Annotated in this window: 22 protein-coding genes; 14 read left to right on the top strand and 8 right to left on the bottom strand. The window is 69.1% G+C overall.

Features of this window, described 5'->3' with window-relative positions; translation table 11 throughout:
- Positions 1–439 precede the first annotated feature (439 nt).
- Positions 440–985, bottom strand: a complete 546-nt coding sequence (locus ACYVLQ_RS31365; protein WP_460701144.1) for a GNAT family N-acetyltransferase — start codon at positions 983–985, stop codon at positions 440–442.
- Between the two features lie 157 nt (positions 986–1,142).
- On the opposite strand from ACYVLQ_RS31365, the gene deoC reads away from it, so the two are divergent.
- Positions 1,143–1,829, top strand: a complete 687-nt coding sequence (gene deoC / locus ACYVLQ_RS31360; protein ID WP_460701143.1) for a deoxyribose-phosphate aldolase — start codon at positions 1,143–1,145, stop codon at positions 1,827–1,829.
- A 9-nt stretch (positions 1,830–1,838) separates the two neighbouring features.
- On the opposite strand, the gene ACYVLQ_RS31355 is transcribed toward deoC, so the two are convergent.
- Positions 1,839–2,573 carry an LmeA family phospholipid-binding protein gene (locus tag ACYVLQ_RS31355; RefSeq protein ID WP_460701142.1) on the bottom strand — a complete coding sequence of 245 codons (735 nt, stop codon included), beginning with the start codon at positions 2,571–2,573 and terminating at the stop codon, positions 1,839–1,841.
- Positions 2,574–2,689: 116 nt separating this feature from the next.
- Between ACYVLQ_RS31355 and ACYVLQ_RS31350 the strand changes: the two genes are divergently transcribed.
- On the top strand, positions 2,690–3,298 hold the full coding sequence (locus tag ACYVLQ_RS31350) for a hypothetical protein (protein WP_460701141.1): 609 nt from the start codon (positions 2,690–2,692) through the stop codon (positions 3,296–3,298).
- Positions 3,299–3,302: 4 nt separating this feature from the next.
- Here ACYVLQ_RS31350 and ACYVLQ_RS31345 read toward each other — a convergent pair whose 3' ends face one another.
- From ACYVLQ_RS31345 to ACYVLQ_RS31335, 3 genes are all read right to left on the bottom strand, one after another.
- A complete protein-coding gene (locus ACYVLQ_RS31345) occupies positions 3,303–4,139 on the bottom strand; it encodes a class I SAM-dependent methyltransferase (RefSeq protein ID WP_460701140.1) in 837 nt (278 codons plus the stop codon).
- On the bottom strand, positions 4,109–4,624 hold the full coding sequence (locus tag ACYVLQ_RS31340; RefSeq protein ID WP_460701139.1) for a DUF2505 domain-containing protein: 516 nt from the start codon (positions 4,622–4,624) through the stop codon (positions 4,109–4,111). The genes ACYVLQ_RS31345 and ACYVLQ_RS31340 overlap by 31 nt, the downstream gene beginning before the upstream one ends.
- Before the next feature lie 92 nt (positions 4,625–4,716).
- Positions 4,717–5,208 carry a DUF2505 domain-containing protein gene (locus tag ACYVLQ_RS31335; RefSeq protein WP_460701138.1) on the bottom strand — a complete coding sequence of 164 codons (492 nt, stop codon included), beginning with the start codon at positions 5,206–5,208 and terminating at the stop codon, positions 4,717–4,719.
- A 59-nt stretch (positions 5,209–5,267) separates the two neighbouring features.
- Here ACYVLQ_RS31335 and ACYVLQ_RS31330 point away from each other — a divergent pair, with 59 nt between their 5' ends.
- Positions 5,268–6,341: a UDP-N-acetylmuramate dehydrogenase gene (locus ACYVLQ_RS31330; RefSeq protein WP_460701225.1), complete on the top strand. Its 1,074-nt coding sequence runs from the start codon at positions 5,268–5,270 to the stop codon at positions 6,339–6,341.
- A gap of 110 nt (positions 6,342–6,451) precedes the next feature.
- Positions 6,452–7,645: a L,D-transpeptidase gene (locus ACYVLQ_RS31325; protein ID WP_460701137.1), complete on the top strand. Its 1,194-nt coding sequence runs from the start codon at positions 6,452–6,454 to the stop codon at positions 7,643–7,645.
- A gap of 30 nt (positions 7,646–7,675) precedes the next feature.
- Here the strand turns inward: ACYVLQ_RS31325 and ACYVLQ_RS31320 are convergent, their stop codons facing one another.
- Positions 7,676–8,413, bottom strand: coding sequence for an SDR family NAD(P)-dependent oxidoreductase (locus ACYVLQ_RS31320; protein ID WP_460701136.1), 738 nt, complete (start codon positions 8,411–8,413; stop codon positions 7,676–7,678).
- Between the two features lie 58 nt (positions 8,414–8,471).
- Between ACYVLQ_RS31320 and ACYVLQ_RS31315 the strand changes: the two genes are divergently transcribed.
- The 10 genes from ACYVLQ_RS31315 to ACYVLQ_RS31270 all read left to right on the top strand — a co-directional run bounded on the left by ACYVLQ_RS31315 (position 8,472) and on the right by ACYVLQ_RS31270 (position 20,669).
- Positions 8,472–9,296, top strand: a complete 825-nt coding sequence (locus ACYVLQ_RS31315) for an alpha/beta fold hydrolase (protein ID WP_460701135.1) — start codon at positions 8,472–8,474, stop codon at positions 9,294–9,296.
- 329 nt (positions 9,297–9,625) lie between these two features.
- Entirely contained in the window at positions 9,626–10,978 is a 1,353-nt protein-coding gene (mshA, locus tag ACYVLQ_RS31310; protein WP_460701134.1) for a D-inositol-3-phosphate glycosyltransferase, read from the top strand.
- Positions 10,975–11,484, top strand: a complete 510-nt coding sequence (locus ACYVLQ_RS31305; protein WP_460701133.1) for a type III secretion system chaperone family protein — start codon at positions 10,975–10,977, stop codon at positions 11,482–11,484. Before mshA ends, ACYVLQ_RS31305 begins: the two co-directional genes overlap by 4 nt.
- Positions 11,485–11,675: 191 nt before the next feature.
- Positions 11,676–12,581, top strand: coding sequence for an ROK family protein (locus ACYVLQ_RS31300; protein ID WP_460701132.1), 906 nt, complete (start codon positions 11,676–11,678; stop codon positions 12,579–12,581).
- A 46-nt stretch (positions 12,582–12,627) separates the two neighbouring features.
- Positions 12,628–13,365, top strand: coding sequence for a phosphoglyceromutase (locus tag ACYVLQ_RS31295; RefSeq protein ID WP_460701131.1), 738 nt, complete (start codon positions 12,628–12,630; stop codon positions 13,363–13,365).
- Positions 13,366–13,849: 484 nt separating this feature from the next.
- A complete protein-coding gene (locus ACYVLQ_RS31290; RefSeq protein WP_460701130.1) occupies positions 13,850–15,904 on the top strand; it encodes a CocE/NonD family hydrolase in 2,055 nt (684 codons plus the stop codon).
- Positions 15,905–16,112: 208 nt separating this feature from the next.
- Positions 16,113–18,158: a CocE/NonD family hydrolase gene (locus ACYVLQ_RS31285; protein WP_460701129.1), complete on the top strand. Its 2,046-nt coding sequence runs from the start codon at positions 16,113–16,115 to the stop codon at positions 18,156–18,158.
- Positions 18,159–18,191: 33 nt separating this feature from the next.
- Positions 18,192–18,617, top strand: coding sequence for a winged helix-turn-helix transcriptional regulator (locus ACYVLQ_RS31280; protein ID WP_460701128.1), 426 nt, complete (start codon positions 18,192–18,194; stop codon positions 18,615–18,617).
- A 94-nt stretch (positions 18,618–18,711) separates the two neighbouring features.
- Positions 18,712–19,983 carry a sensor histidine kinase gene (locus tag ACYVLQ_RS31275; protein ID WP_460701127.1) on the top strand — a complete coding sequence of 424 codons (1,272 nt, stop codon included), beginning with the start codon at positions 18,712–18,714 and terminating at the stop codon, positions 19,981–19,983.
- Positions 19,980–20,669 (top strand): response regulator, encoded by a 690-nt coding sequence (locus tag ACYVLQ_RS31270; protein WP_460701126.1) that lies wholly within the window; start codon positions 19,980–19,982, stop codon positions 20,667–20,669. The genes ACYVLQ_RS31275 and ACYVLQ_RS31270 overlap by 4 nt, the downstream gene beginning before the upstream one ends.
- A gap of 157 nt (positions 20,670–20,826) precedes the next feature.
- Here the strand turns inward: ACYVLQ_RS31270 and ACYVLQ_RS31265 are convergent, their stop codons facing one another.
- Both ACYVLQ_RS31265 and ACYVLQ_RS31260 read right to left on the bottom strand, forming a co-directional pair.
- Positions 20,827–21,141: a hypothetical protein gene (locus ACYVLQ_RS31265; protein WP_460701125.1), complete on the bottom strand. Its 315-nt coding sequence runs from the start codon at positions 21,139–21,141 to the stop codon at positions 20,827–20,829.
- 170 nt (positions 21,142–21,311) lie between these two features.
- Positions 21,312–21,884 (bottom strand): NADPH-dependent FMN reductase, encoded by a 573-nt coding sequence (locus ACYVLQ_RS31260; protein WP_460701124.1) that lies wholly within the window; start codon positions 21,882–21,884, stop codon positions 21,312–21,314.
- Between the last annotated feature and the right edge of the window lie 52 nt (positions 21,885–21,936).

The raw sequence follows: 21,936 nt of genomic DNA, 5'->3' as shown, positions 1-21,936 counted from the left end.
ATTCTCCCAGGACGCGTCGCGGGTGGTCATCCCCGGCCATTCCGAGGTGTCGTCCTGTGTGGTTCTGGGGTGCTGAGGTGTCGTGCCGTGTGGTTCTGGGGTGCTGAGGTGTCGTCCCGAGTGGTTCCGGGGTGCTGACGTGTCGTCCCGAGTGATTCCGGAGAGCTGACGTGTCGTCCCGTGTCATTCCGAGGCGCTGACGCGTCGTCCACTTGTCATTCCGAGGCGCTGACGCGTCGTCCTCTTGTCATTCCGGCGTGCTTTTGGCCGGAATCTCCTGCGTGGATTCCGGCCAAAAGCATGCCGGAAACATGAGAGAGGTGGCATGCCGGGAATGGGGACGGCATGCCGGAAATAGGGGAGGCGCGGCGGAAGTAGGGGTGGGATGCCGGAAATAAAGGGAGGCGGCGTGCCGGGTACCAGGGTGCCGGGAACGGGTCTAGAGCGCGTAAAACGGTTCGGCGTAATGGAATTCGCCGGTGATGCCGGGTTCGTAGGTGGTGAGAGGGCGGACCTGGAAGTGGGAGGTCCAGGTCGGTTCGTCGGGGGTGATGCCGAGGCGGGCGCCGGGGGCGAATCCGAAATGAGGGTAGTAGTCGAGGCTGCCGAGCAGGCCGACCAGCGGCTCGTCCAGGGCGTCGGCGGCGCCCAGGGCGGCGTGCATGAGCGCGGAGCCGACCCGCTTGCCCTGGTGGTCGGGCAGCACCCCGATCGGGCCCAGCGCCAGCACGGGGAACGGCCCGACACCGGCGCGGGTCAGGCAGACGTGGCCGACAACTCGGTCGCGGACCTGCGCCACCATCGACAGCGTCGGAATCCAGCCGGAATCGCTGCGCAACCGGTGGACCAGCGCCACCTCGGCCGGATCGGCGGCGGCGCGCGGGGCATCGTCGGGCTGGCCGTTCGGATAGTCGAGGGCGAAGGCGCGGCGGTGAACCGCATCGATCGCGGGGATGTCGCCGGGCCGTTCGCGACGGATCAGCACGGTGACGTCTCCTCCCCAGCGAGTGGGCACATCCGCACGGGTGCGGCGGGAACCGTGTTGCGCCGGACCGTAGGTGGACCGACCCTTACGAGTGTGCGCGACGGCCGACACCGCCCGCAACGAAATTCACCCCGTGGCTGTGCCAGACTCTGTGCCCATGGCCGATACCGCCCCCGAACCAGGAACGCGTGCACTCACCCGCGGGGAGGTGGCGGCGATGATCGACCACACCCTGCTCGCGCCGGAGGCCACCGCGGCCGACGTCACCGCCACCATCGAGGAGGCGCGGGGACTGGGCGTGTACGCGGTGTGCCTGTCGCCCGCGATGCTGCCCGTCCGGGCGCCCGGCCTGGTGGTCGCCACCGTCGCGGGATTTCCCTCCGGGAAGCATCATTCGCTGGTCAAGGGCACCGAGGCGCGGCTGGCGGCGGAGCAGGGCGCGGCCGAGGTCGATATGGTCATCGATATCGGCGCGGCACTCGTCGGGGATTACAACGCCGTGCTGTCGGACATCGTCACGGTACGCGAGGCCGTGGGCGACCGGACGGTGCTCAAGGTGATCATCGAGGCGGCGGCGCTGCCGGACGGCGCGATCGTCGAGGTGTGCCGCGCCGCCGAGCGGGCCGGGGCCGATTTCGTGAAGACCTCCACCGGCTTTCACCCCGCGGGCGGTGCGAGCGTGCACGCGGTGCGGCTGATGGCCGACACCGTGGGCGGGCGGCTGGGCATCAAGGCCAGCGGCGGCATCCGGACCGCCGCCGCGGCCGCCGAGTTGATCGAGGCCGGCGCCACGCGCCTCGGGCTGTCCCGCTCACGCGAGGTGCTGGCGGAATTCCCCGAATAACCCCGCAGGTCAGCAGGATTTCGACTCGGTGCTCTGCGCATCCGGCGCGGGTTCCAGCTTGGTGGGGCCGCCCGCCAGCGAGACCGCGATGCCGTTGTCGGTGACCTTGACCTCGGTCGGCTTCAGGCCCATCGGGTAGCTCTGCAGGCTCTCGGTCATCAGATCCACGATGCCGTCCACCAGGTCGGTGGGCAGGCCGAATCCGAACAGCTGAGCGGACTGCGTGGTCACCTCGATCCGGTCGCCGATGATCTGCGGCTTCACCTGCAGGTCGGCAATGCCGCCGAGCACCTTGACGTCCAGCACCCCGGCGGCCGGATCGGACTGGACCCCGGAGACCAGCCCCTTCAGCGTCTGCGCGATGCCGTCGTTGCTCCACGTGGCCTCGGCGGTGCTGTTGCCGATCTCGGCGCCGCCGCGGCCGTTGTCGACCAGCGTGATGTCGTCGAGCCGCGCGTGCACCTTCATATCGACGGCAGGCCCGAACTTGGCGTCGTCGCTGTCGACGTCGACGTACTGGACCCTGTGGTCGATTGCCGTGAGCAGCAACGGCTTCGGGCCGAAGCTCACCGACACCTTGGAACCCAGGTCCCGCTCCACCTGCGTGGCGATGCAGTTCGCGGTCCGATGGCGGTAGTAGGTCTCGGCGGCGGCCACGGTGCCGACCACGGCGAGGACGAGGACGAGTCCGACGATCAGGATGATCCGCCGCAGGTTCCGGGTGCCGGGAGGGTTCGAACTCATGCCACCGATTCTTCCCGAGCTTTCTGAGCTCGCTCTGTGGGACGGGTGAGGGGCCGACTCGAGGACGCCCGGCGATTGTGACATGCCGCACAACCGCCCGGCGTAGCCTGGGTCACATGTCCGGGGAAGCCGCCGCCAGTCGAATCCGCAACCCGGAGCAGGGCTGGTGGGTGCTGCGGCAATTGGCCGCCCGGCACGCGGGATACTTCACCACCCGCCTCGTGCTGCGCACCGGCTGCGAGGACAGGGTGCGTGCGGCACTCGGCGACGGCTCGGTGACCCGCGCCGGGGTCGGGCTGCTGCGGCTGGCGGACTGGCCCGCCGGGCCGCTCGACGAATACGCGATGTGGTCGGCGTGGTTCGAGGGAGCGGCCGCGGTCTCCCACCACAGCGCGGCCGAACTGCACGGGCTGGGCCGCCTGCGGCCGCGGTTCCTGCACCTGTCGTCCAGCGGTGCGCGGGTGCCCAGCGCGCCGCGGCTGGTGGTGCTGCGTCGGGCGCTGCACCACCGGGACGTCGAATCGGCGGGAACGTTCCTGGTCACGACGCCGGTGCGGACGGTCCTGGATCTCGCCGAGACGGGCATCGGACAGGCCGCGTTGGACGAGGTGGTGGCCGATGCCGTCGCCATTCATCGCTGCGCGAGCGCCGAGATCCGGTCGGCCGCCGCGGTTTTGCCGCCGCGCACCGCCGAGCGGATCCGGCACGCACTGGCGCGGGCCTGAGTTCTCAGATAGCTCGGAAACCCTTGGGCGCCACAGTCTCCCACGGCACCGACAGGACGCAGTCGCGCATGCGGCGGCGATAGCGGCGGACCGGGAAACCCTCCTCGCGCAGCAGCCGAGCGCTTTCGCGCCAGCGCACCCGGGGGCCGTAGGCCGACAGCGGGGCGGCGCGGGCCCAGGCACGGTCGGCGGCGGTGAGCAGCGTATGCACGCGCTCGCCCGGAACATTGCGGTGAATCAGCGCCTTCGGCAGCCGCTCGGCGACATCGGAGGGGCGCTCGACGGTGAAGGGATCCCACGCCAGCGTCAGCGCGACCGGACCGGACCGCTCGAGCAGCACCCAGGCGCAGCGGCGGCCGAACTCGTCGCAGGTGCCGTCGACCAGCAGCCCGCCGGGCGCCAGCCCGCTCAGCACCCGCGCCCACGCCGCGGCGACCGCCGACTCCGGGTACTGGCGCAGAACGTTGAACGCGCGCACCAGGATCGGGCGCTGACCCGCCAGCTCGAATCCGCCGCGCGCGAAGACCACGCCGTCGCGCCCCGGCACCACCCGCTCCGGATCGATCTCCAGACCCACTACCCGCACATCGGTGCGCACCCGTCGCAGCCGCTGCGCCAGCTCCAGCGTCGTCACCGGGCTCGCCCCGTATCCCAGATCCACGACCAGCGGGTCCGCGGCGGCACGCAGCCGCGCGGTCACCAGTTCGTCGTGGATCAGCCAGCGGTCGCCGCGGCGTAGCCGGTTCACTCCGGTGGTGCCGCGGGTAATCGTTCCGACCGGTGTGCCCCGGGTGCGGGACGGGGCGGGCGTCAGGCGGTGGGGTTCTGCTCTTCCAGCCACTGCGCCGTGAATTCGGCCTCGGCTCGCAGCAGATCCACGAGGTTGATCAGCATCATCTGTTCCAGCTTCGGGCCCAGCATGGGGATGAATACCTTCGCCGTCGACGAGGTTCGCAGCGTGCAACCGGTCTCGGTGGGGAATAGGCGCATGGTTCCGTCCAGGCTGCCCGGCCCGGCGGGGATGGAGGCCACGTACTCGCCGGTGACCTCCGGGCCGTACGGGCCGTAGGTCTCTCTGCGGGAGATCGTCATATCCTTGCGCATCACCGTCTGCGCGATGTCCGGGAGCATGTCGCGCGGCAGGACGTGCTCGATTTCGACCTCGATGCCGCTGTCGGTGGCCGTCAGGGCGGTCACCTCGTTGGGGGAGTACTTGCGCATCTCCTCCATCCGCGCATTCCAGTAGTCGCGGTCGGACAGCGCCGCGTACACCTCTTTGGTGGTGTGCAGCGGGTAGCGGGCTGAATAGTCCAGTCGGCGAGCCATGGGGAGCTAGATTACTGTGTTCGATCTCCCGTGCGGGAGTCGCGGCAGGTTAGCGGGCGCGCCTCACCGCCGTGGGTCGCCAGTCGGCTCCGTCAGCGGGTCGCGATCCAGGTGTTGGTGAATTCCGTCTCCGAGGCGAGCAGTTCCAGCAGCTTCTCCGCGACGACGGCCTCGATCTTCTTGCCGAACAACGGGATGCCGACCTCGACCGAGCCCTGGATGACGGCGCGCGACGTCTCGCCCTCCGCACTGAGTGCGACGGTGCCGCGCACCTGCGCGGGCGCGTCCCGCACCTGTGCGGTGAAGGTGCCCGAGAAGCCGGAGTAGCTCTCGGTGCGGGGGATGATCAGGTCGCCCGGCCGCACCGAGGTGATGGCGCTGGGCAGCTCCGAGGCCGGGATGGACTGCACCATCTCGACGTGCACCTGCTCCTGATCAACGGACGCCTCGAACGAGTCGAGCCGGGCGCCGGGGCCGCCGACCTCCTCGATCCTGTCCTTCCAGTACTGCTCGTCGGCGAACGCGGCACGGACTGCGTCGGCCGGATGCGTGTACTGAGCCGTGTACGCCAGAGGTGTCGCCATGGGGGAACACGCTACCGTCTTTCGCTGTGCGTACATCTCGAGTGGTCCCGTTCGACGAAATGCGCGAGCTGCTGACCGCGACCGGTGCGCGGGTGCGCAATTCGGTTCCGCTGGCGGAGCTGACCACGCTGCGGGTCGGCGGTCCGGCGACGGTGGCCGAATGCGCGACCACCGAGGCGCTCGTCGCGACGGTGCGCACCCTCGACGCGGCCGGAATTCCGCTGCTGTTGCTCGCGGGAGGATCGAATCTCCTGATCTCCGACACCGGATTCGGAGGGGTCGTCGTGCGCATCGCGACCGAGCGGGTCGAGATCGGCGCCGACCGGGTGGTCGCCGAGGCGGGCGCGGACTGGGACGGCGTGGTGGCGGCAACGGTCGCGGCGGGGCGCGGCGGCCTGGAATGCCTGTCCGGGATTCCGGGTTCCGCGGGCGCGACGCCGGTGCAGAACGTCGGCGCCTATGGTGTGGAGGTCGAACATCTGCTGCGCCGGGTGCGGCTGCTCGACCGCGCGAGCGGCGAGATCCGCTGGGCCGCACCGGATGAACTCGGTTTCGGATACCGCACCTCGCTGCTCAAGCACAGCGACCGTGCCGTGGTGCTGGAGGTGGAGTTCGCCCTCGACCCAGACGGGGTCAGCGCGCCGCTGCGCTATCGCGAACTCGCGAACGCCCTCGGCGCGGGCGAGGGGGACACGCGTCCGACGGCGCGGGTGCGCGAGGCGGTGCTGCGACTGCGCGCGGGCAAGGGCATGGTGCTCGATCCGGACGACCACGACACCTGGAGCGCGGGCTCGTTCTTCACCAACCCGGTGGTGCCCGAGGAGCGGGTGGAAAAGGTGCGGGCGGCGATCGCCGATCATGTGGGCGATATCACAGTTCCGACCTATCCGGCGGTCGGGGGCGTGAAGTTCTCGGCGGGCTGGCTGATCGAGCGTGCGGGGTTCGCGAAGGGCTACCCCGGGCCGGACGCGCCGGCCCGGCTGTCCACGAAACACACGCTGGCGCTGACCAATCGCGGCGCCGCGACGGCCGCGGATCTGATCGACCTGGCCCGCGAGGTCCGCGATGGCGTCGCCGAGCGCTTCGGGATCCGGTTGGAACCCGAACCGGTGACGGTGGACATCGCGCTGTAGGGGGTGGCGGGCGCCACGCGTGGATGCGGCTCGACCCCCGCGCGGGTCGCGGTAAATTCGAGGAAGTGAGCATTCGAAGAGTTACCAGCCGACGGGCCATGCTGATCGGAATGACTCAGCTGGCGGGTGCCGCGTTGGTGGCCGGATGTTCGAACGGCGGCGGCGATGCCTCGCCGAAGGACAGCGGACCGGTCGCGAAGGTGACCTTCCAGCCCGGCGACGGCAGCACGGATGTCAACCCCACCGCACCGGTCTCGGTATCGGTCGTCAGTGGGCGCATCGACAAGGTCGCCCTGACCAACGCCAGCGGGAAGCAGGTCACCGGCGCCCTCGCCCCGGACGGGAGCAGTTTCAAGGTCTCCGAGCCGCTCGGCTACGACGCCGCCTACACCTGGTCGGGCACCGCGATCGGCACCGACGGCAAGCCGGTTCCTATCGAGGGCAGGTTCACCACGGTCGCGCCCAAGCAGACCTTGACGGCCACCATCAACATCGGCGACGGTCAGGAGGTCGGCATCGCGGCGCCGATCATCCTGCAGTTCAAGGGTCACGTCGCGAACAAGGCCGCGGTGGAGAAGGCCCTCACCGTCACCACCACGCCGGAGACCGAGGGCGGCTGGGCGTGGCTGCCCGACGACAACGGCGGATCCCGCGCGCACTGGCGCCCGCGCGAGTACTGGGCGCCGCACACCGACGTGAAGTTCACGGGCAAGCTCTACGGGCTGGAACTCGGCGAGGGCGCGTACGGCTACACCGATCTGAGCTCGGAGTTCAAGATCGGCCGCAGCCAGATCGTGAAGGGGTACGCGCCCAGCCACCGGGTGCAGGTGATCCGCGACGGCGAGACGATCTTCGACTTCCCGTGCAGCTACGGCGAGGGCAACGAGCCACGCAATGTTACGCGCTCGGGCATCCACGTGGTGACGGAGAAGTACGAGGACTTCATGATGTCGAATCCGCCGTACTACACCAACGTTCGCGAACGCTGGGCCGTACGCATCTCCAACAACGGCGAATTCATTCACGCCAACCCGGAATCCTCTGGGGCACAGGGCAGCTCGAACGTCACCAACGGCTGCATCAACCTGAGCAACGCCGATGCGCAGGCCTATTTCCCGACCGCGATGTACGGCGACCCGGCCGAGATCACCGGCACCTCGATCGCACTGTCCGCCGCCGACGGCGACCTCTACGACTGGACCATCGACTGGGAGACCTGGAAGAGCATGTCCGCCCTGCAGGGCGAGCCCTCCGCGGTCGTCTCGGCCACCCCGGTCCCCCCGGGCCCGGTCCGCGGCAACTGACCCGGGAGTTGTTGCGGCTGAACCAAAGGGCTATTGCGGGCGGCGGGCGAAGCGGCCCGGGCCCGCTTGGTCGCGGGGCTTGACGACGATGGTGTCGAGGTCGACGTGGGGCGGGCGGCTCGCGACGAAGCCGATGATCTCGGCGATGTCCTGGGCCACCAGCGGGTCGATGCCCTCGTAGACCTTGGCGGCGCGGTCGGCGTCGCCGTCGAAGCGGACCAGGGAGAATTCGGTTTCGACTGCGCCGGGGGCGATTTCGGTCAGTCGCACCGGCTGGCCCAGCAGCTCGCCGCGCAGCGTGCGGTGCAGCACGGCCTGCGCGTGCTTGGCCGAGGTGTAGCCGGAGCCGTTGTCGTAGGTGTCGAACGCGGCCACCGAGGTGACGGTGACGATCAGACCGTCGCCGGAGTCGATCAGCTGCGGCAGTAGCGCCTTCGTGACGCGCAGCGTGCCGAGCACGTTCGTCTCCCACATCCAGCGCCAGTCGTCGAGGTCGGCTTCGGCCACCGAAGCCAGCCCCTTGGCGCCACCGGCATTGTTGACCAGCACGTCGACCCGCTCGACGGCCTCGGTGAACGCCCGCACCGACGCCTCGTCGGTCACGTCCAGGGCCAGCGCGGTGCCCCCGATCTCGTCGGCCAGCCGCCGCAGCCGATCGACCCGCCGGGCCCCGACATACACGTGGTAGCCCTGCTTGGCGAGCTCACGCGCGGTGGCCTCCCCGATTCCCGAACTGGCTCCCGTGACGACGGCGGTGCGAGTGCTCATAACGTGAGCATATGTGCGGCCGATTCGCCGTGGGGCGTGGGCCGGTTAGCCTGGCCGCATGGCTATTCGGGACGTGGTGAGCGCGGACGGGACCAGCATCGTGTACCGGGTGACCGGTCCGGCCGTCGGGCGTCCGCTCGTACTGCTGCACGGCTGGGCCGGGAATCTGCGGTGCTGGGGGACCGCCGCGGACCTGCTGGCCGAGCGTTTCCGGGTGATCGCGGTCGACCTGCGCGGGCACGGCTACTCGGACGTGCCCGAGACCGGGTACGACGATCCGAAGAACTGGGCCGCCGATATCGCCGCGGTGCTGGCGGGGGAAGGCATCGAGAGCGGTGCGGTGCTGGTCGGGTGGTCCTACGGCGGGATCGTGCTGAGCGACTACCTGACCGCCTATGGGACCGGGGCGGTGGCCGGTGTCGTCTACAGCGGATCGCAGGCCGGGATCGGGCGCGGGGTGGCCGGGGCCGAGCCCGGGCCCGCGATGCGGCAGGCCATTCCCGATGTCTTCGAGGAGGGGGCGGGCAAGGCCATGCGCGGTTTCGCCGCCTTCGGTAATGCCAACACCGGCTCCGGGCGGGACAAGGGGGAGGACGCGCAGCGGCTGTACGGCGGGAGTCTGGCCACCCCGCCTCGGGTGCGTAAAGCGCTCTTCTACCGCACCGCCGACAACACCGACACACTGCGCGCACTCGATGTGCCGGTGCTGGTCCTGCACGGCACCGCGGACCCGGTGGTCCCGATCGACAACGGCCGCTACATCGCCGAGGCCGCACCGGATGCACGCACGTCGTATTGGGAGGGTGCCCAGCACGGCCTGTTCATCGAGGACCCCGCACGATTCGCCACGGAGATCACGGAGTTCGTCGCCGAGTTGGACTGAATCCGACGTGGTTCGGTGTCTCAGGTGTAGTCGCTGAGTTTTGTGCTGGTGAGCGGGGCGACCCGCGGCGAATTGAACCGGGAGTGCTGGATAGGCGTGCGGCGTGTGTGGCTGATCGCATATCGCAGTGCTCGGGGGAGATCGTGGGGGCTTGCTGCGGCACGCGATGGGCAGCGAATCGCGGTGCGCTGAGGCTGCGGAGGTGGGTGTTCACCGTGGGCCGCGTGGCCTTCGCGCGAATGAGCGAGGTGGCGAATCACCTTGTGACGGCGGTCACTTGGGGTTGGAGCGCGCGACGGCGGGTGGGCGCGGACGTGCACACTGGAGAGGTGAGTCAACGCACGGACCTACGGCCCCATCGGATCGCCGTGTTGTCGGTGCATACCTCGCCACTGGCCCAGCCGGGCACCGGCGATGCGGGCGGCATGAACGTCTACGTGCTGCAGACCGCCGTACAGCTGGCCCGTCGCGGCGTGGAGGTGGAGATTTTCACCCGCGCCACGTCCTCCAACGACGAACCCGTCGTGGAGGCGGCGCCCGGTGTGCTGGTGCGGCATGTGGTCGCCGGGCCGTTCGAGGGGCTCGACAAGCACGACCTGCCCACCCAGCTGTGCCCGTTCGCCGCGGAGGTATTGCGGCAGGAGGCGCGGCAGCTGCCGGGGCACTACGACCTGATCCATTCGCACTACTGGCTGTCCGGCCAGGTCGGCTGGCTGGCCCGGGACCGCTGGCGGGTGCCGCTGGTGCACACCGCGCACACGCTGGCCGCGGTCAAGAACGCCTACCTCGCCGAGGGCGACACCCCGGAGCCGCCCGCCCGAGAGATCGGCGAGAAGCAGATCACGGCCGAGGCCGATCGGCTGGTCGCCAATACCGGCGAGGAGGCCCGCCAGCTGGTCGAGCTGTACGGCGCCGATCCGGAGCGGATCGACGTGGTGCTGCCGGGCGCCGACCTCACCCGCTACCACCCCGGCGATCGAGTGGCCGCGCGCGCCGAACTGGGCCTGGACCCGAACGAGCAGATCGTGGCGTTCGTCGGGCGCATTCAGCCGCTGAAGGCCCCCGACGTGCTCGTGCAGGCCGCCGCGCAGGTGCTGCGCGGCCAACCCGACCGCCCCGTACGCGTTCTCATCGTGGGCGGCCCGTCGGGGACCGGGCTGGAACGCCCTGACGCGCTGATCGAGCTGGCCGCCGCGCTCGGCATCGCCGACCGGGTGACGTTCCTGCCCCCGCAGCCGCCGGACCGCCTGGTGCAGGTGTATCGGGCCGCCGACCTGGTGGCCGTGCCCAGCTACAACGAATCGTTCGGCCTGGTCGCTCTCGAGGCGCAGGCCAGCGGCACGCCGGTGCTCGCCGCGCACGTGGGCGGGCTGGGGACCGCGGTGCGCGACCGCGTCTCGGGACTGCTGGTGCCCGGCCACCGCGCCGACGACTGGGCGGCGGCGCTGGGCTCGCTGCTCGACGATCCGGTCGGCCTGCGCCGCATGGGTGCCGCCGCGGTCGGGCACGCCGCCAATTTCTCCTGGGAACACACCGCGGAGGGGCTGCTGGAGAGCTACTCGCAGACGCTGTCGGGGTACCGGGGCATACGTTCGCGACTGGCGGGTACGTTGCAGACGGACAGCAATCAGGCCAGGTCGCGGGCGCTGTGGCGGCGCCGGATGGGAGTGGTACGCCGGTGACCGACCCGAACCCGATCCGAGACACCGCGCAACTGGTCGAGGACACCCTGCGCGAGCGCGAGATGGACTACACCCGCGAGGGCGCGGACACCTTCATCGTGGTCCTGCCCGGCGAGCGCAAGCTGAAGACCACCGTGATGCTGACCGTCGGCAAGCACGGGATGCGGGTGGAGTGCTTCGTCTGCCGCAAACCGGACGAGAACTTCGAGGGCGTCTACAAGTTCCTGCTCCGCCGCAACCGTCGGCTGTACGGCGTCGCCTACACCCTCGACCGCGTCGGCGACATCTACATGGTCGGCCGCGTCGCCACGCACGCCGTCACGCCCGACGAACTGGACCGCATCTTCGGCCAGATCCTCGAGGCCGTGGACGCCGACTTCAACGTCCTGCTCGAACTCGGTTTCGCCGAATCCATTCGCCGCGAATGGAAGTGGCGCGTCTCCCGCGGCGAATCCCTCAAGAACCTGCGCGCCTTCGAACACCTCGTCGACACCGAAGACACCTAAACCCGCTCAACGACCCCGGACCGCATCCCCCGCCCGGACCTCCATACCCCATTCCCCGGCGTCGTCCGCCGGGAGGTTGTGCAGGTGCGGAGTGCGTGAACGATGCCGGTGTGTGCGTGGGGTCCGGAGCGGGTGAGAATGCTGTGGGTCCGGCGCGGAGCGACGGGTGTACGACAGAAGGCGGCACAGACATGACGGTTCTGGCTCTGGATATCGGGGCGACGAAGTTCGCGGCCGGGATGGTTCACGCCGGACGCACGGTGCGTGATGTGCGCCGGGCGGCGGTGCCGCCGGAGTCGGTGTGGGACACCTGCCGCGACCTGCTGTCGGAGGTGGCGGGAGACACGCGGGTGACCGCCGTCGGCATCGGCTCGGCGGGGCCTGTGGACGTGCGCTCGGGAATCACCGCACCCCTGAACATTCCGGAATGGCGGACCGGCTTCCCGATCGTCGCGTCCGTACAGGAGCTGTTCCCGGCGGCCGTGATCCGATTCGCCATCGACGGCGCCTGCCTGGCCCTGGCCGAACACCACGTCGGCGGGCTGCGCGGCGTGCGCGACGGGCTCGCCATGACGGTGTCGTCGGGGATCGGCGGCGGCATTATCAGCGACGGCCGAGTCGCGGTGGGCCGCACCGGAAATGCGGGTCACATCGGTCATATCGTGGTTCCGGGCTGGGATGTGCCGTGCGAATGCGGTGGCGTGGGATGCGTCGAGGCGGTCGCGAGCGGGATGTCGTCGGCGCGCTGGGCGCGCGAGCAGGGCTGGACCGGGGCGACCGGCATGGAGCTGTCGCGCGACGCCCACGCCGGTGACCCGATCGCGCGGGCCGCCATGAGCCGCGCCGGAACCGCTCTGGGGCAGGCGATTTCGTCGGCCGCCGCGCTACTGGACATCGACCGGGTCGTGATCGGGGGTGGATTCGCCGAATCCGGTGCGCCGCTGTGGGATCCGCTGCAGGCGGCGGTCGCCACCCACGCCCGCCTGGACTTCACCCGCGACCTGCAGGTGGTGCGGTCGCGAATTCCGGGCGGCGCCACCCTGGTGGGCGCGGGCGTGCTCGCCGCCGGGCACGCCACCGCCGACGAATACGACTGACCGGCGTCCGGTCGGGCACGCGGGGAGCCGGGTTAGCATGACCCGCATGACGTACACCCTCGTGCTGCTGCGCCACGGCGAGAGCGAATGGAACGCCCTGAACCTGTTCACCGGCTGGGTGGACGTCCACCTGACCGACAAGGGTATGGCCGAGGGCAAGCGCGCCGGTGAACTGCTGGCCGAGCACGAGATCCTGCCCGACATCGTGTACACCTCGCTGCTGCGCCGCGCGATCAGCACCGCCAACCTCGCGCTGGACGCCGCCGACCGGCACTGGATTCCGGTGGTGCGCGACTGGCGGCTCAATGAGCGCCACTACGGCGCACTGCAGGGCAAGAACAAGGCGCAGGTCCGGGACAAATACGGCGACGAGCAGTTCATGCTGTGGCGCCGCAGCTACGACACGCCCCCGCCGCCGATCGAGGCGGGCACCGAGTACAGCCAGGACGGCGACCCGCGCTACGCCGACATCGAGGTGCCGCCGACCGAATGCCTGAAGGACGTCGTCGCCCGCATGGTCCCGTACTGGGAGTCGACCATCTCCAAGGAGTTGGTGGCCGGTAAGACGGTCCTGGTTGCCGCGCACGGCAATTCGCTGCGCGCGCTGGTGAAGCACCTGGACAACATCTCCGACGAGGATATCGCGGGCCTCAACATCCCCACCGGCATCCCGCTCCGCTACGAGCTGGACGAGAACCTGCGCCCGGTGGGCCCGGGCGAGTACCTGGATCCGGAGGCAGCCGCAGCAGGTGCGGCCGCGGTCGCAGGTCAGGGCGGCAAGTAGTTCTCATCGTTCAGGAGTGCTTGCAAGGGCGCTGTGGCCGTGTGCCGCAGCGCTTTTACGTTCTGTACTCAGATGCACGGCGTGCACGCTCGGGCCGGCACCGAACAGCGGGCACTTCCGGCGTGGCACCGAAACGGTGGCTGCCGGAGTGGCGTTCCCGGTCGAGCCCACCCGGCGCGCTATGGTTCCCGACGGCTCGGTTTGTGAACTGCGTCTCGCCTACGGAAGCGTAGCTATTGTATTGCTGCCGACCGGATCTCGCGGCATGCGGCGGCTGCGGCAGTCGAGTTCGGGCCGGCAGGGCATGGTCCGAATAACGATCGGTAGGCAGGTTCTCATCTTTCTGGCCTGGTCGTCGCTTCGGAGGTGGCGGTGAGTAGGTGAGAGAATTCGGCTTCAGTTGACGTAACCGACGGTTTGAAACTTACTTGCCGGTAGATACACTTCCGGTCGTTCGACCATTTCGAGAGGTGGCTCACGTCCGATGAAGTACGCGCTGCGTGCCACAGTGGCGGCGGTTGCCGCGACCGTGGTGTTTCCCTTCCTGACCGCCACGGCCGCCGCAGGACCCATCGCGACCGGTCCGGACGGTGGCGCCGCCGGTGCCGCGTGGGCCGCCACTCAGGAGGGGCCGCAGCAGTATCCGAACATCCACATCGACTGGGACGTGCCGATCACGATGAGCGACGGCACGGTGCTCAAGGGCAATGTGTACCGCCCCGCCGATGCCTCCGGTCGTCCCGCCGACGTGCAGACGCCCACCATCGTCAATCTCACCCCCTACACCAAGCTGGTCTCCAACCTTGCCGACCACGCGCAGTCGATTCCCGGTCTGTCCGATGCGCTGCTGAATCTGTTCCGGCAGATCGACCTGTCGGGCACTCCGCTCTCGGGTATCACCGACCTCACCAAGGCATTCGGCGGCGGCGAACTGCGCAACTTCACTGTCGACCGGCAGCTCGTCAAGAGCGGTTACAGCCAGGTCGTGGTCGACGTGCGCGGCACCGGTTTCTCCCAGGGCGAGTGGGACATGCTGCGCGACCGCGAGCAGCAGGACACGGTCGAAGTGATCGACTGGGCATCGAGCCAACCGTGGTCCGACGGCAAGGTCGGCATGAACGGCATCTCCTACTCCGGCATCAACCAGGTGCAGGCCGCCGAGAAGCATCCGGCGGCCTTGCGGGCGATCTTCCCGGTGGTGCCCGGCAGCGACCTGGTGGACGACGTGCTGGCGCCGGGCGGCGGCTTCGGCTTCAACTTCATCCCACTCTGGCTGACCGCCATCAACTCGCTGAAGTGGGTGCCGGACCTGGCCTCGATCGCGAACGGCAAGTTCGACACCCAGTGGCTCACCGACCGGATCGACAGCCCGCTGACCTATATGGACGTGTTGCTCAGCGCCTACACCAGCACGCGGATGGAAGACCTCGATCCGCGAGTGCGGGGCATGCTCAACGACTTCAGCTCCGAACGGCAAGCGTGGCTGGGTGTTCCGAGCGAGATCGACATTCCGACCTTCGTCACCGGCGGCTGGCACGACCTGTTCACCTACTCGGAATCCAAGATCTACAACGAGATTCCGCTGCCGCCCGGTCAGAAGCAGCTGTTCATGGGCAACACCTATCACGTCAGCTCCGGCAACGAGTACAGCAAGCCGGGCCTGCCGCCGCGGCTGGACGTGCTGCAGCGGGCGTGGTTCGACAAGTGGCTCAAGGGAATCGACAACGGCATCGACACCTACGGTCCGGTGACGCTGCGCCAGCAGGGCGGCGGCTGGATCACCCAGGACGGCTTCGGGCCATCCGCCCCGGAGCAGCAGGCCGCCGACTATCGCCGGATGTACCTGTCCGCCAACCGGAGTGGCACCGCCGACGCCAGTCTCTACGACGGTTCGCTGACCCCCGATGCCAACGGCGACACCGCCCGGCTGAGCGTGGCCCCGGGCCTGACCACCCTGTGCTCCAACGACGCCGCGCAGGCCACCGCGGGCATGCTGGCGATCATCGACGGCTGCGCCAAGGATTCGCGCGTGGCCGAGACCAATGGGCTGACCTTCACCAGCTCTCCGGTGGCCGGTCCGACCACTATCTCCGGCCCGATCGCGGTGCGGCTCAACACCGTTCAGGACGCCGCCGACGGCTACTGGGTGGCGACCGTCAACGATGTCGCGCCCGACGGGCAGTCGACAGTGCTGTCGTCCGGCCAGCTGATGGCCTCGCTGCGCCAGGTCGACGAGGAGCGCAGCTCCCGCTCGGCCAACGGCGACTACACCGATCCACGGGCCTACACCTCGCTGGACAAGCGGCAGCCCACGGTGCCGGGCGAGGCGACCACGCTCGATATCGCCCTGCCCGCAACAGAAGCGGTGCTGCGGCCCGGCCACCGGCTGCGGGTGGACGTGTTCGCGGGCAACTTCCCCAAGGGGCTGCCGATTCTGCCGATGCTGATCGATACCGGTCTGAAACCGCAGCACGTGCAGCTGGATCCGAATGCGCCCAGCTTCGTGAACATCCCGGTGCGGGGCCGCTCCGGCTGGTAGATCTCGGGGATTCCCCGGCTGTCCCGGGTGCGCACAACGGCGTGCGCCCCGGGACTTTTCTGCCCGATGCCCAATCGGATTGGCTTTTCGGCCGTCTCGGTGGCCCAGGTTTGTGCAGTCGAATGATTCTGCGCCGATTCGTATCTCCCGTCATCGCGTGGCTCTACGTTAGGGAGCAGTCGTTTCCCGATCGAGTGGATGGATATCGATGAGACACCTGCTCCGCGCCGCGCTGGTGACCGCCAGCGCCGTGGCCGTGATTCCGTTCCTGGCTCCCGGGGCGTCCGCGGCGCCCGAACCGGTCGGGCCGGACGGCGGCGCCGCCGGAGCGGCCTGGACCGCCGCCGAGGACGGCCCGCAGCAGTACCCGAACGTCTACATCGAGTGGGACGTCCCGATCACCATGAGCGACGGCACGGTCTTGAAGGCCAATGTGTACCACCCCGCCGACGCCACCGGCCGCCCGATCGCCACTCCCACGCCCACCGTCGTCAACCTCACGCCCTATACGAAATTGGGCTCGATGCTAGGTGATTCGGCGATGTCGATCCCGTGGGTGTCGGATCTGATCGTGCAACTCGCGCGCACGGTCGACTTCTCCGGGACGCCGTTCTCCGGAATCACCGACCTGACAAAGGCTCTCGGCGGCGGCCTGGTGCGCAGCTTCACCGCCGACCGCCAGCTGATCAAGAGCGGTTATACCCAGGTGGTCGTCGACGTCCGCGGAACCGGCTTCTCCCAGGGCATCTGGGATATCTTGCGCCAGCGCGAGCAGCAGGACAGCGTCGAGGTGATCGACTGGGCCTCCCGGCAGCCGTGGTCGACCGGCGATATCGGCATGAACGGCGTGTCCTACTCCGGCCTCAACCAGTTGCAGGCGGCGGCGAAGAATCCGCCCGCCCTGAAGGCGATCTTCCCGGTTGTGCCCAGCCGCAACCCGTTCCGCGATCTGGTCGCGCCCGGCGGCGCCATCGGGACCACCTTCATGCCCATGTGGCTGGCCGCGGTCAACGGCGGCAAACTGGTGCCCGATCTGGCCTCGGTATTCCAGGGCAGGTTCGACACCAAATGGCTCGCCGACCGCTTGGCCGACCCGTTCACGTTCGTCGACGCACTGGTCAATGTCTTTGTGACGCCGGAGATCTCGCAGCTGAGCCCGAAGGTGCAGGAGCTGCTCGACAAGGACAGCCCGACCCGGCAGGCATGGGAGAACGATCCGACGCGGATCACGGCGCCGACCTTCGTCACCGGTGGCTGGCACGACGTTTTCGTCAATTCCCAGACCGAGGTCTACGACCGAATGACATTGCCGCCCGGGCACAAACAGTTGTTGATGGGCGATACCTACCACATCAACAACGGTGCCGAATCCGGCCGCCCCGGCCTGCCGCCACGCATGGACGTGCTGCAGCGGGCGTGGTTCGACAAGTGGCTCAAGGGAATCGACAACGGCATCGACCGGTACGGTCCGGTCACCGTGCAGGAGCAGGGCGGCGGCTGGACCACGCTGGCCACCTTCGGGCAGCCGGAGCCGGAGTCGGAGTATCGGCGCATGTACCTGGCCGCCGCGCCCAGCGGTACCTCGACCGGCAGCGTGCACGACGGATCGCTGCTCACCGAGCCGGGGCCCGGTGTCGATCGGCTCACCGTGGCACCGGGATTGACCGGGCTCTGCTCGCGCGACGCCGCCCAGCAGACCGTCGGGGTGGCGGCGATCATCGTCGGCTGCGCGGAGGACGACCGGATTCACGAACTCGGCGGACTGACGTTCACCAGCGCGCCGGTCGGCGCGCCGACCACGATCGCGGGACCGATGTCGGTGCGGCTCAACACGGTTCAGGACGGCACCGACGGATTCTGGATGGTGTCGGTGAACGACGTGGCGCCGGACGGCCGCTCGACGGCGCTGTCTACCGGCCAGCTCATGGCCTCGCTGCGGAGCATCGACGAGTCACGCAGCACTCGGGCGGCCAACGGTGACTACACGAATCCGGTGCCCGACCTGTCCCTGGACACCCGGCAGCCGACCGTACCCGGCCAGCCCACCCCGATCGATATCGCGGTCCCGGCGGTGGACGCCGTCCTGCAGCCCGGACATCGCCTGCGTGTCGACGTATTCGCCGGAAACTTCCCGAAGGGCCTGCCGCCCACCCCCCTCCTCCTCGAAACCGGTTTGCGCCCACAACATCTGCAACTAGACCCCGCCGCCCCCAGCTACGTCCACCTCCCGATCAAGGGCAACCCCGGCTGGTAAACGCTCACCTGCCTCCCCATCTACAGCCTGCGGGTGCGCAACGACGCTGGCAGGCTGGCCCTGCTCGAGCGCCACCGCTACGCCGAGTCTCCGCGCCGCGTCGAATACGAACTCACCACGACCGGCCGCGATCTGCTGACCCCGCTCTTTGCCCTGGGCGCCTGGGCAGACCGGCACGGCGACACCGTTCATGCGGCCATGACGGGGATCCGGACGATGTCCGAGCCGGGTAGACCCGGTCCCCGGCCACCACGATCGCGTACGGTTGAGGTGGATATCACAGTCGCGCCCGAGGGCGGTCCGGCACACCCGGGCCCGGCCCATGGGACGACAGTTCACGTCGGCTTAGCGTGGTCTCCAGATGCGTGGCGCCACAACGAAATGTGCGGGCGGCACCGTCGTCGGTGTCTCGACGCGCGGCGGCCGGTCCGCCCGGCACGCCCGTCGAACACTGCGTAAACGACCGGCTAACACCGGCGTAAGTGCCCGTGACCTGCGCGAAACTTCGTGGTCCCGGACTTGGCCGCCGCGCCCGCGACCGTACGATTCAATTGTGAGCGTTCCGCAGGCCGTGCTGCTGGCAATTCTGGCGGCCGTCGTAGGACTGGCCGTCGGTGGGCTGCTCATTCCGTATATGAACGCCCGGCAGGCACAGCGCCGCGAGGCCGAATCCGGCCTGACCATGTCGCAGGTGCTGGACCTGATCGTGCTGGCCTCCGAGAGCGGCATCGCGGTCGTCGACGAGTACCGCGACGTGGTGCTGGTGAATCCGCGCGCGGAGGAACTCGGCCTGGTCCGCAACCGGCTGCTCGACGAGCGCGCCTGGGCGGCGGTGGAGAAGGTGCTGGCCTCCGGCGTCAGCGTGGACTTCGACCTGACCCTCAAGAATCCGGTGCCCGGCCGCAGCCGCATCGCGGTGCGCGGGGTGGCCCGACCGCTGTCGCGCGACAACTCCAACTTCGTCGTGCTGTTCGCGGACGACGATTCCGAGCAGGCGCGCATGGAGGCGACCCGGCGCGATTTCGTCGCCAACGTCAGCCATGAGCTCAAGACGCCCGTCGGCGCGATGAGCCTGCTGGCGGAGGCGCTGCTGGAATCGGCCGACGATCCGGACTCGGTGCGGCACTTCGGCGAGCGGCTGCACGCCGAATCCGGCCGCATGGGCAAGATGGTGACCGAGCTGATCGCGCTGTCGCGGCTGCAGGGCGCGGAGAAGCTGCCGCAGTTGGAGGCCGTCGACGTCGACACCGTCGTCAACGCCGCCATCGAGCGCTCCCGCACCGCCGCCGAGGCCGCCGGGATCACGGTCAGCACCGACGCCAACAGCGGGCTCGAGGTACTCGGCGACGAAACGCTGCTGGTCACGGCCCTGTCGAACCTGGTCGAGAACGCGATCAACTACTCGCCGAAGGGCTCCCACGTGTCGGTGAGCCGCTCGCTGCGCGGCGGCCACGTCAATATCGCCGTCACCGATCGCGGTATCGGTATCGCCAAGGAGGATCAGGAGCGGGTGTTCGAGCGGTTCTTCCGTGCGGACAAGGCCCGCTCGCGCGCCACCGGCGGGACCGGGCTCGGGCTGGCTATTGTCAAGCACGTCGCCGCCAATCACAACGGCGAGATCACGCTGTGGAGCAAGCTGGGTACGGGTTCGACGTTCACGCTGCGCATCCCCACCACCGATACCGCGGAGCGGGACGGCGTGGCCGGCGCGAACACGGCCGCGGGGGACAGAAGGACTCCCACCGGAATCGCGGTGGGTAAGAAGGAAACCGGCCCGCGCCCCGTGGGGCGGGCCAGACCCAACGGTGTGGAGGCAACCCGATGACGAGTGTGCTGATCGTCGAGGACGAGGAGTCGCTGGCCGATCCGCTCGCGTTCCTGCTGCGCAAGGAGGGGTTCGAGGTCACGCTGGTCGGCGACGGTCCGTCCGCGCTGGCCGAGTTCGACCGCTCCGGCGCCGACATCGTGCTGCTGGATCTCATGCTGCCCGGCATGAGTGGCACCGACGTCTGCAAGCAGCTGCGCACCCGCAGCAGCGTGCCCGTGATCATGGTGACCGCCCGCGACAGCGAGATCGACAAGGTCGTCGGCCTGGAGCTGGGTGCCGACGACTACGTCACCAAGCCGTATTCCTCACGCGAGCTGATCGCCCGCATCCGTGCGGTGCTGCGCCGCGGGGTGGGGGAGGAGATGGACGGTTCCAGTGAGAGCGGCGTGCTGGAGGCGGGCCCGGTGCGCATGGATGTCGACCGCCACACCGTGCAGGTCAACGGCAAGCCGGTGACGCTGCCGCTCAAGGAGTTCGACCTGCTGGAGTACCTGCTGCGCAACTCCGGCCGCGTGCTGACCCGTGGCCAGCTCATCGACCGGGTGTGGGGCGCGGACTACGTCGGCGACACCAAAACCCTCGATGTCCACGTCAAGCGCCTGCGCTCGAAGATCGAGGCCGACCCGGCCAAGCCGGAGCATTTGGTCACGGTGCGCGGGCTGGGGTACAAGCTGGAGGCTTAGATCCCTGTGCACCCGCCCTGGGGGCGGGTGCACAGGGAATGGGGTGGCCTCTGCGTGCGCAGGGGATGGGTGGCTTGCGTGCGCAGGGAATGGGTGGCCTGCGTGCACAAGGGGTGGGTGGCCTGCGTGCACATTCCGGCGTGCTTTGGCCGGAATCTCAGACGACGTGGACCCAGGTGGTGCCTACCTGGGGGAGTTCTTGTTTCTGGAGGGGGAACCAGCCGAAGTCGTCGCGCTGCCAGCAGTCGTCGAGCGGGGTGGTGTTGTCACGGCAGGCGATGGGGCGGGACGTGCCGTAGGGGCTCACGATCACCTGCTTGCCGTTCTGCTGCGCGGACAGGGCCGCCGGATCGGTGTAGACGACGAAGTTCTCGTTCTGCAGCGAGTAGTTGCCGGGATCGGCGACCGGGTCGGCCTGCGCGGCGGGGGCGACGGTCAGCGCGGCGCCGACGGCCAGGATGGCGGTTGCCATGATTTTCCTCATCATGGCCTTGATGACTACCACCGTTCGGTGAATCAGTCATGGCGAGCCGGTGTCTTGTAAGGCTCCGCACCCGCGAGTCGCGCGTATTCGACGCGGTGTCGGCACCTCGGCCGGACGCGTTCTCCGTTGGCGCACCGCGTATTTGCCCGCTTGCGACCTCAGTCGCCGTGCCGCGATGTGAGATGGCCCGCAATCGCCGCCGCGACCCCCTCCAGCCGCCCCCGGACCGCCGGATCGGCGACCAGGCCGTCGGGCCCGACCATCGCGCCGAGCACGGTGATGCGCGGGCAGGCGGACTCGATGATCTCCGCCCCCACGTAACCGAGCACAGTGCGCAGCGAGGCGACCGCGCCGTCGCCGCGCCCGTCCGCCGCCACATTGATCCAGGCCACCGGCTTCTCGTGCAGATCGGCGGTCCCCACCGTCCACTCCAGCAGATTCTTCAGGTTGCCCGGCATCAGGCCCGCGTATTCGGGGCTGCAGAAAAGCACGGCGTCCGTCGCCGCAAGTCGCTCCCGCAGATCGGCGACGGCGGCCGGGGACGGGCCGTCGCCGGGGACGAAGGCGGGAATGTCGGCGAGCCCCGTATACACCTCGGTCGAAATATCCTCCGGCGCAACGTCTGCGAAGGTCGCCAGTGCCGCGGTATTGGTGGAGCCAGGCCGAGTGCTGCCGGATACCAACAGAATTCGGACGTGCGGGCCGGTGCCGCCCGGTTCGGTCTCGGGCATCTCCGGTGAGTCGACCATATACCTACGAATCCGGTTGGTGCGCTGGGTATTC

The organism is Nocardia thraciensis (assembly GCF_054782435.1).
The sequence above is the reverse complement of the archived record's forward strand: the minus strand, read 5'-3'. Positions and strand labels throughout refer to the sequence as shown.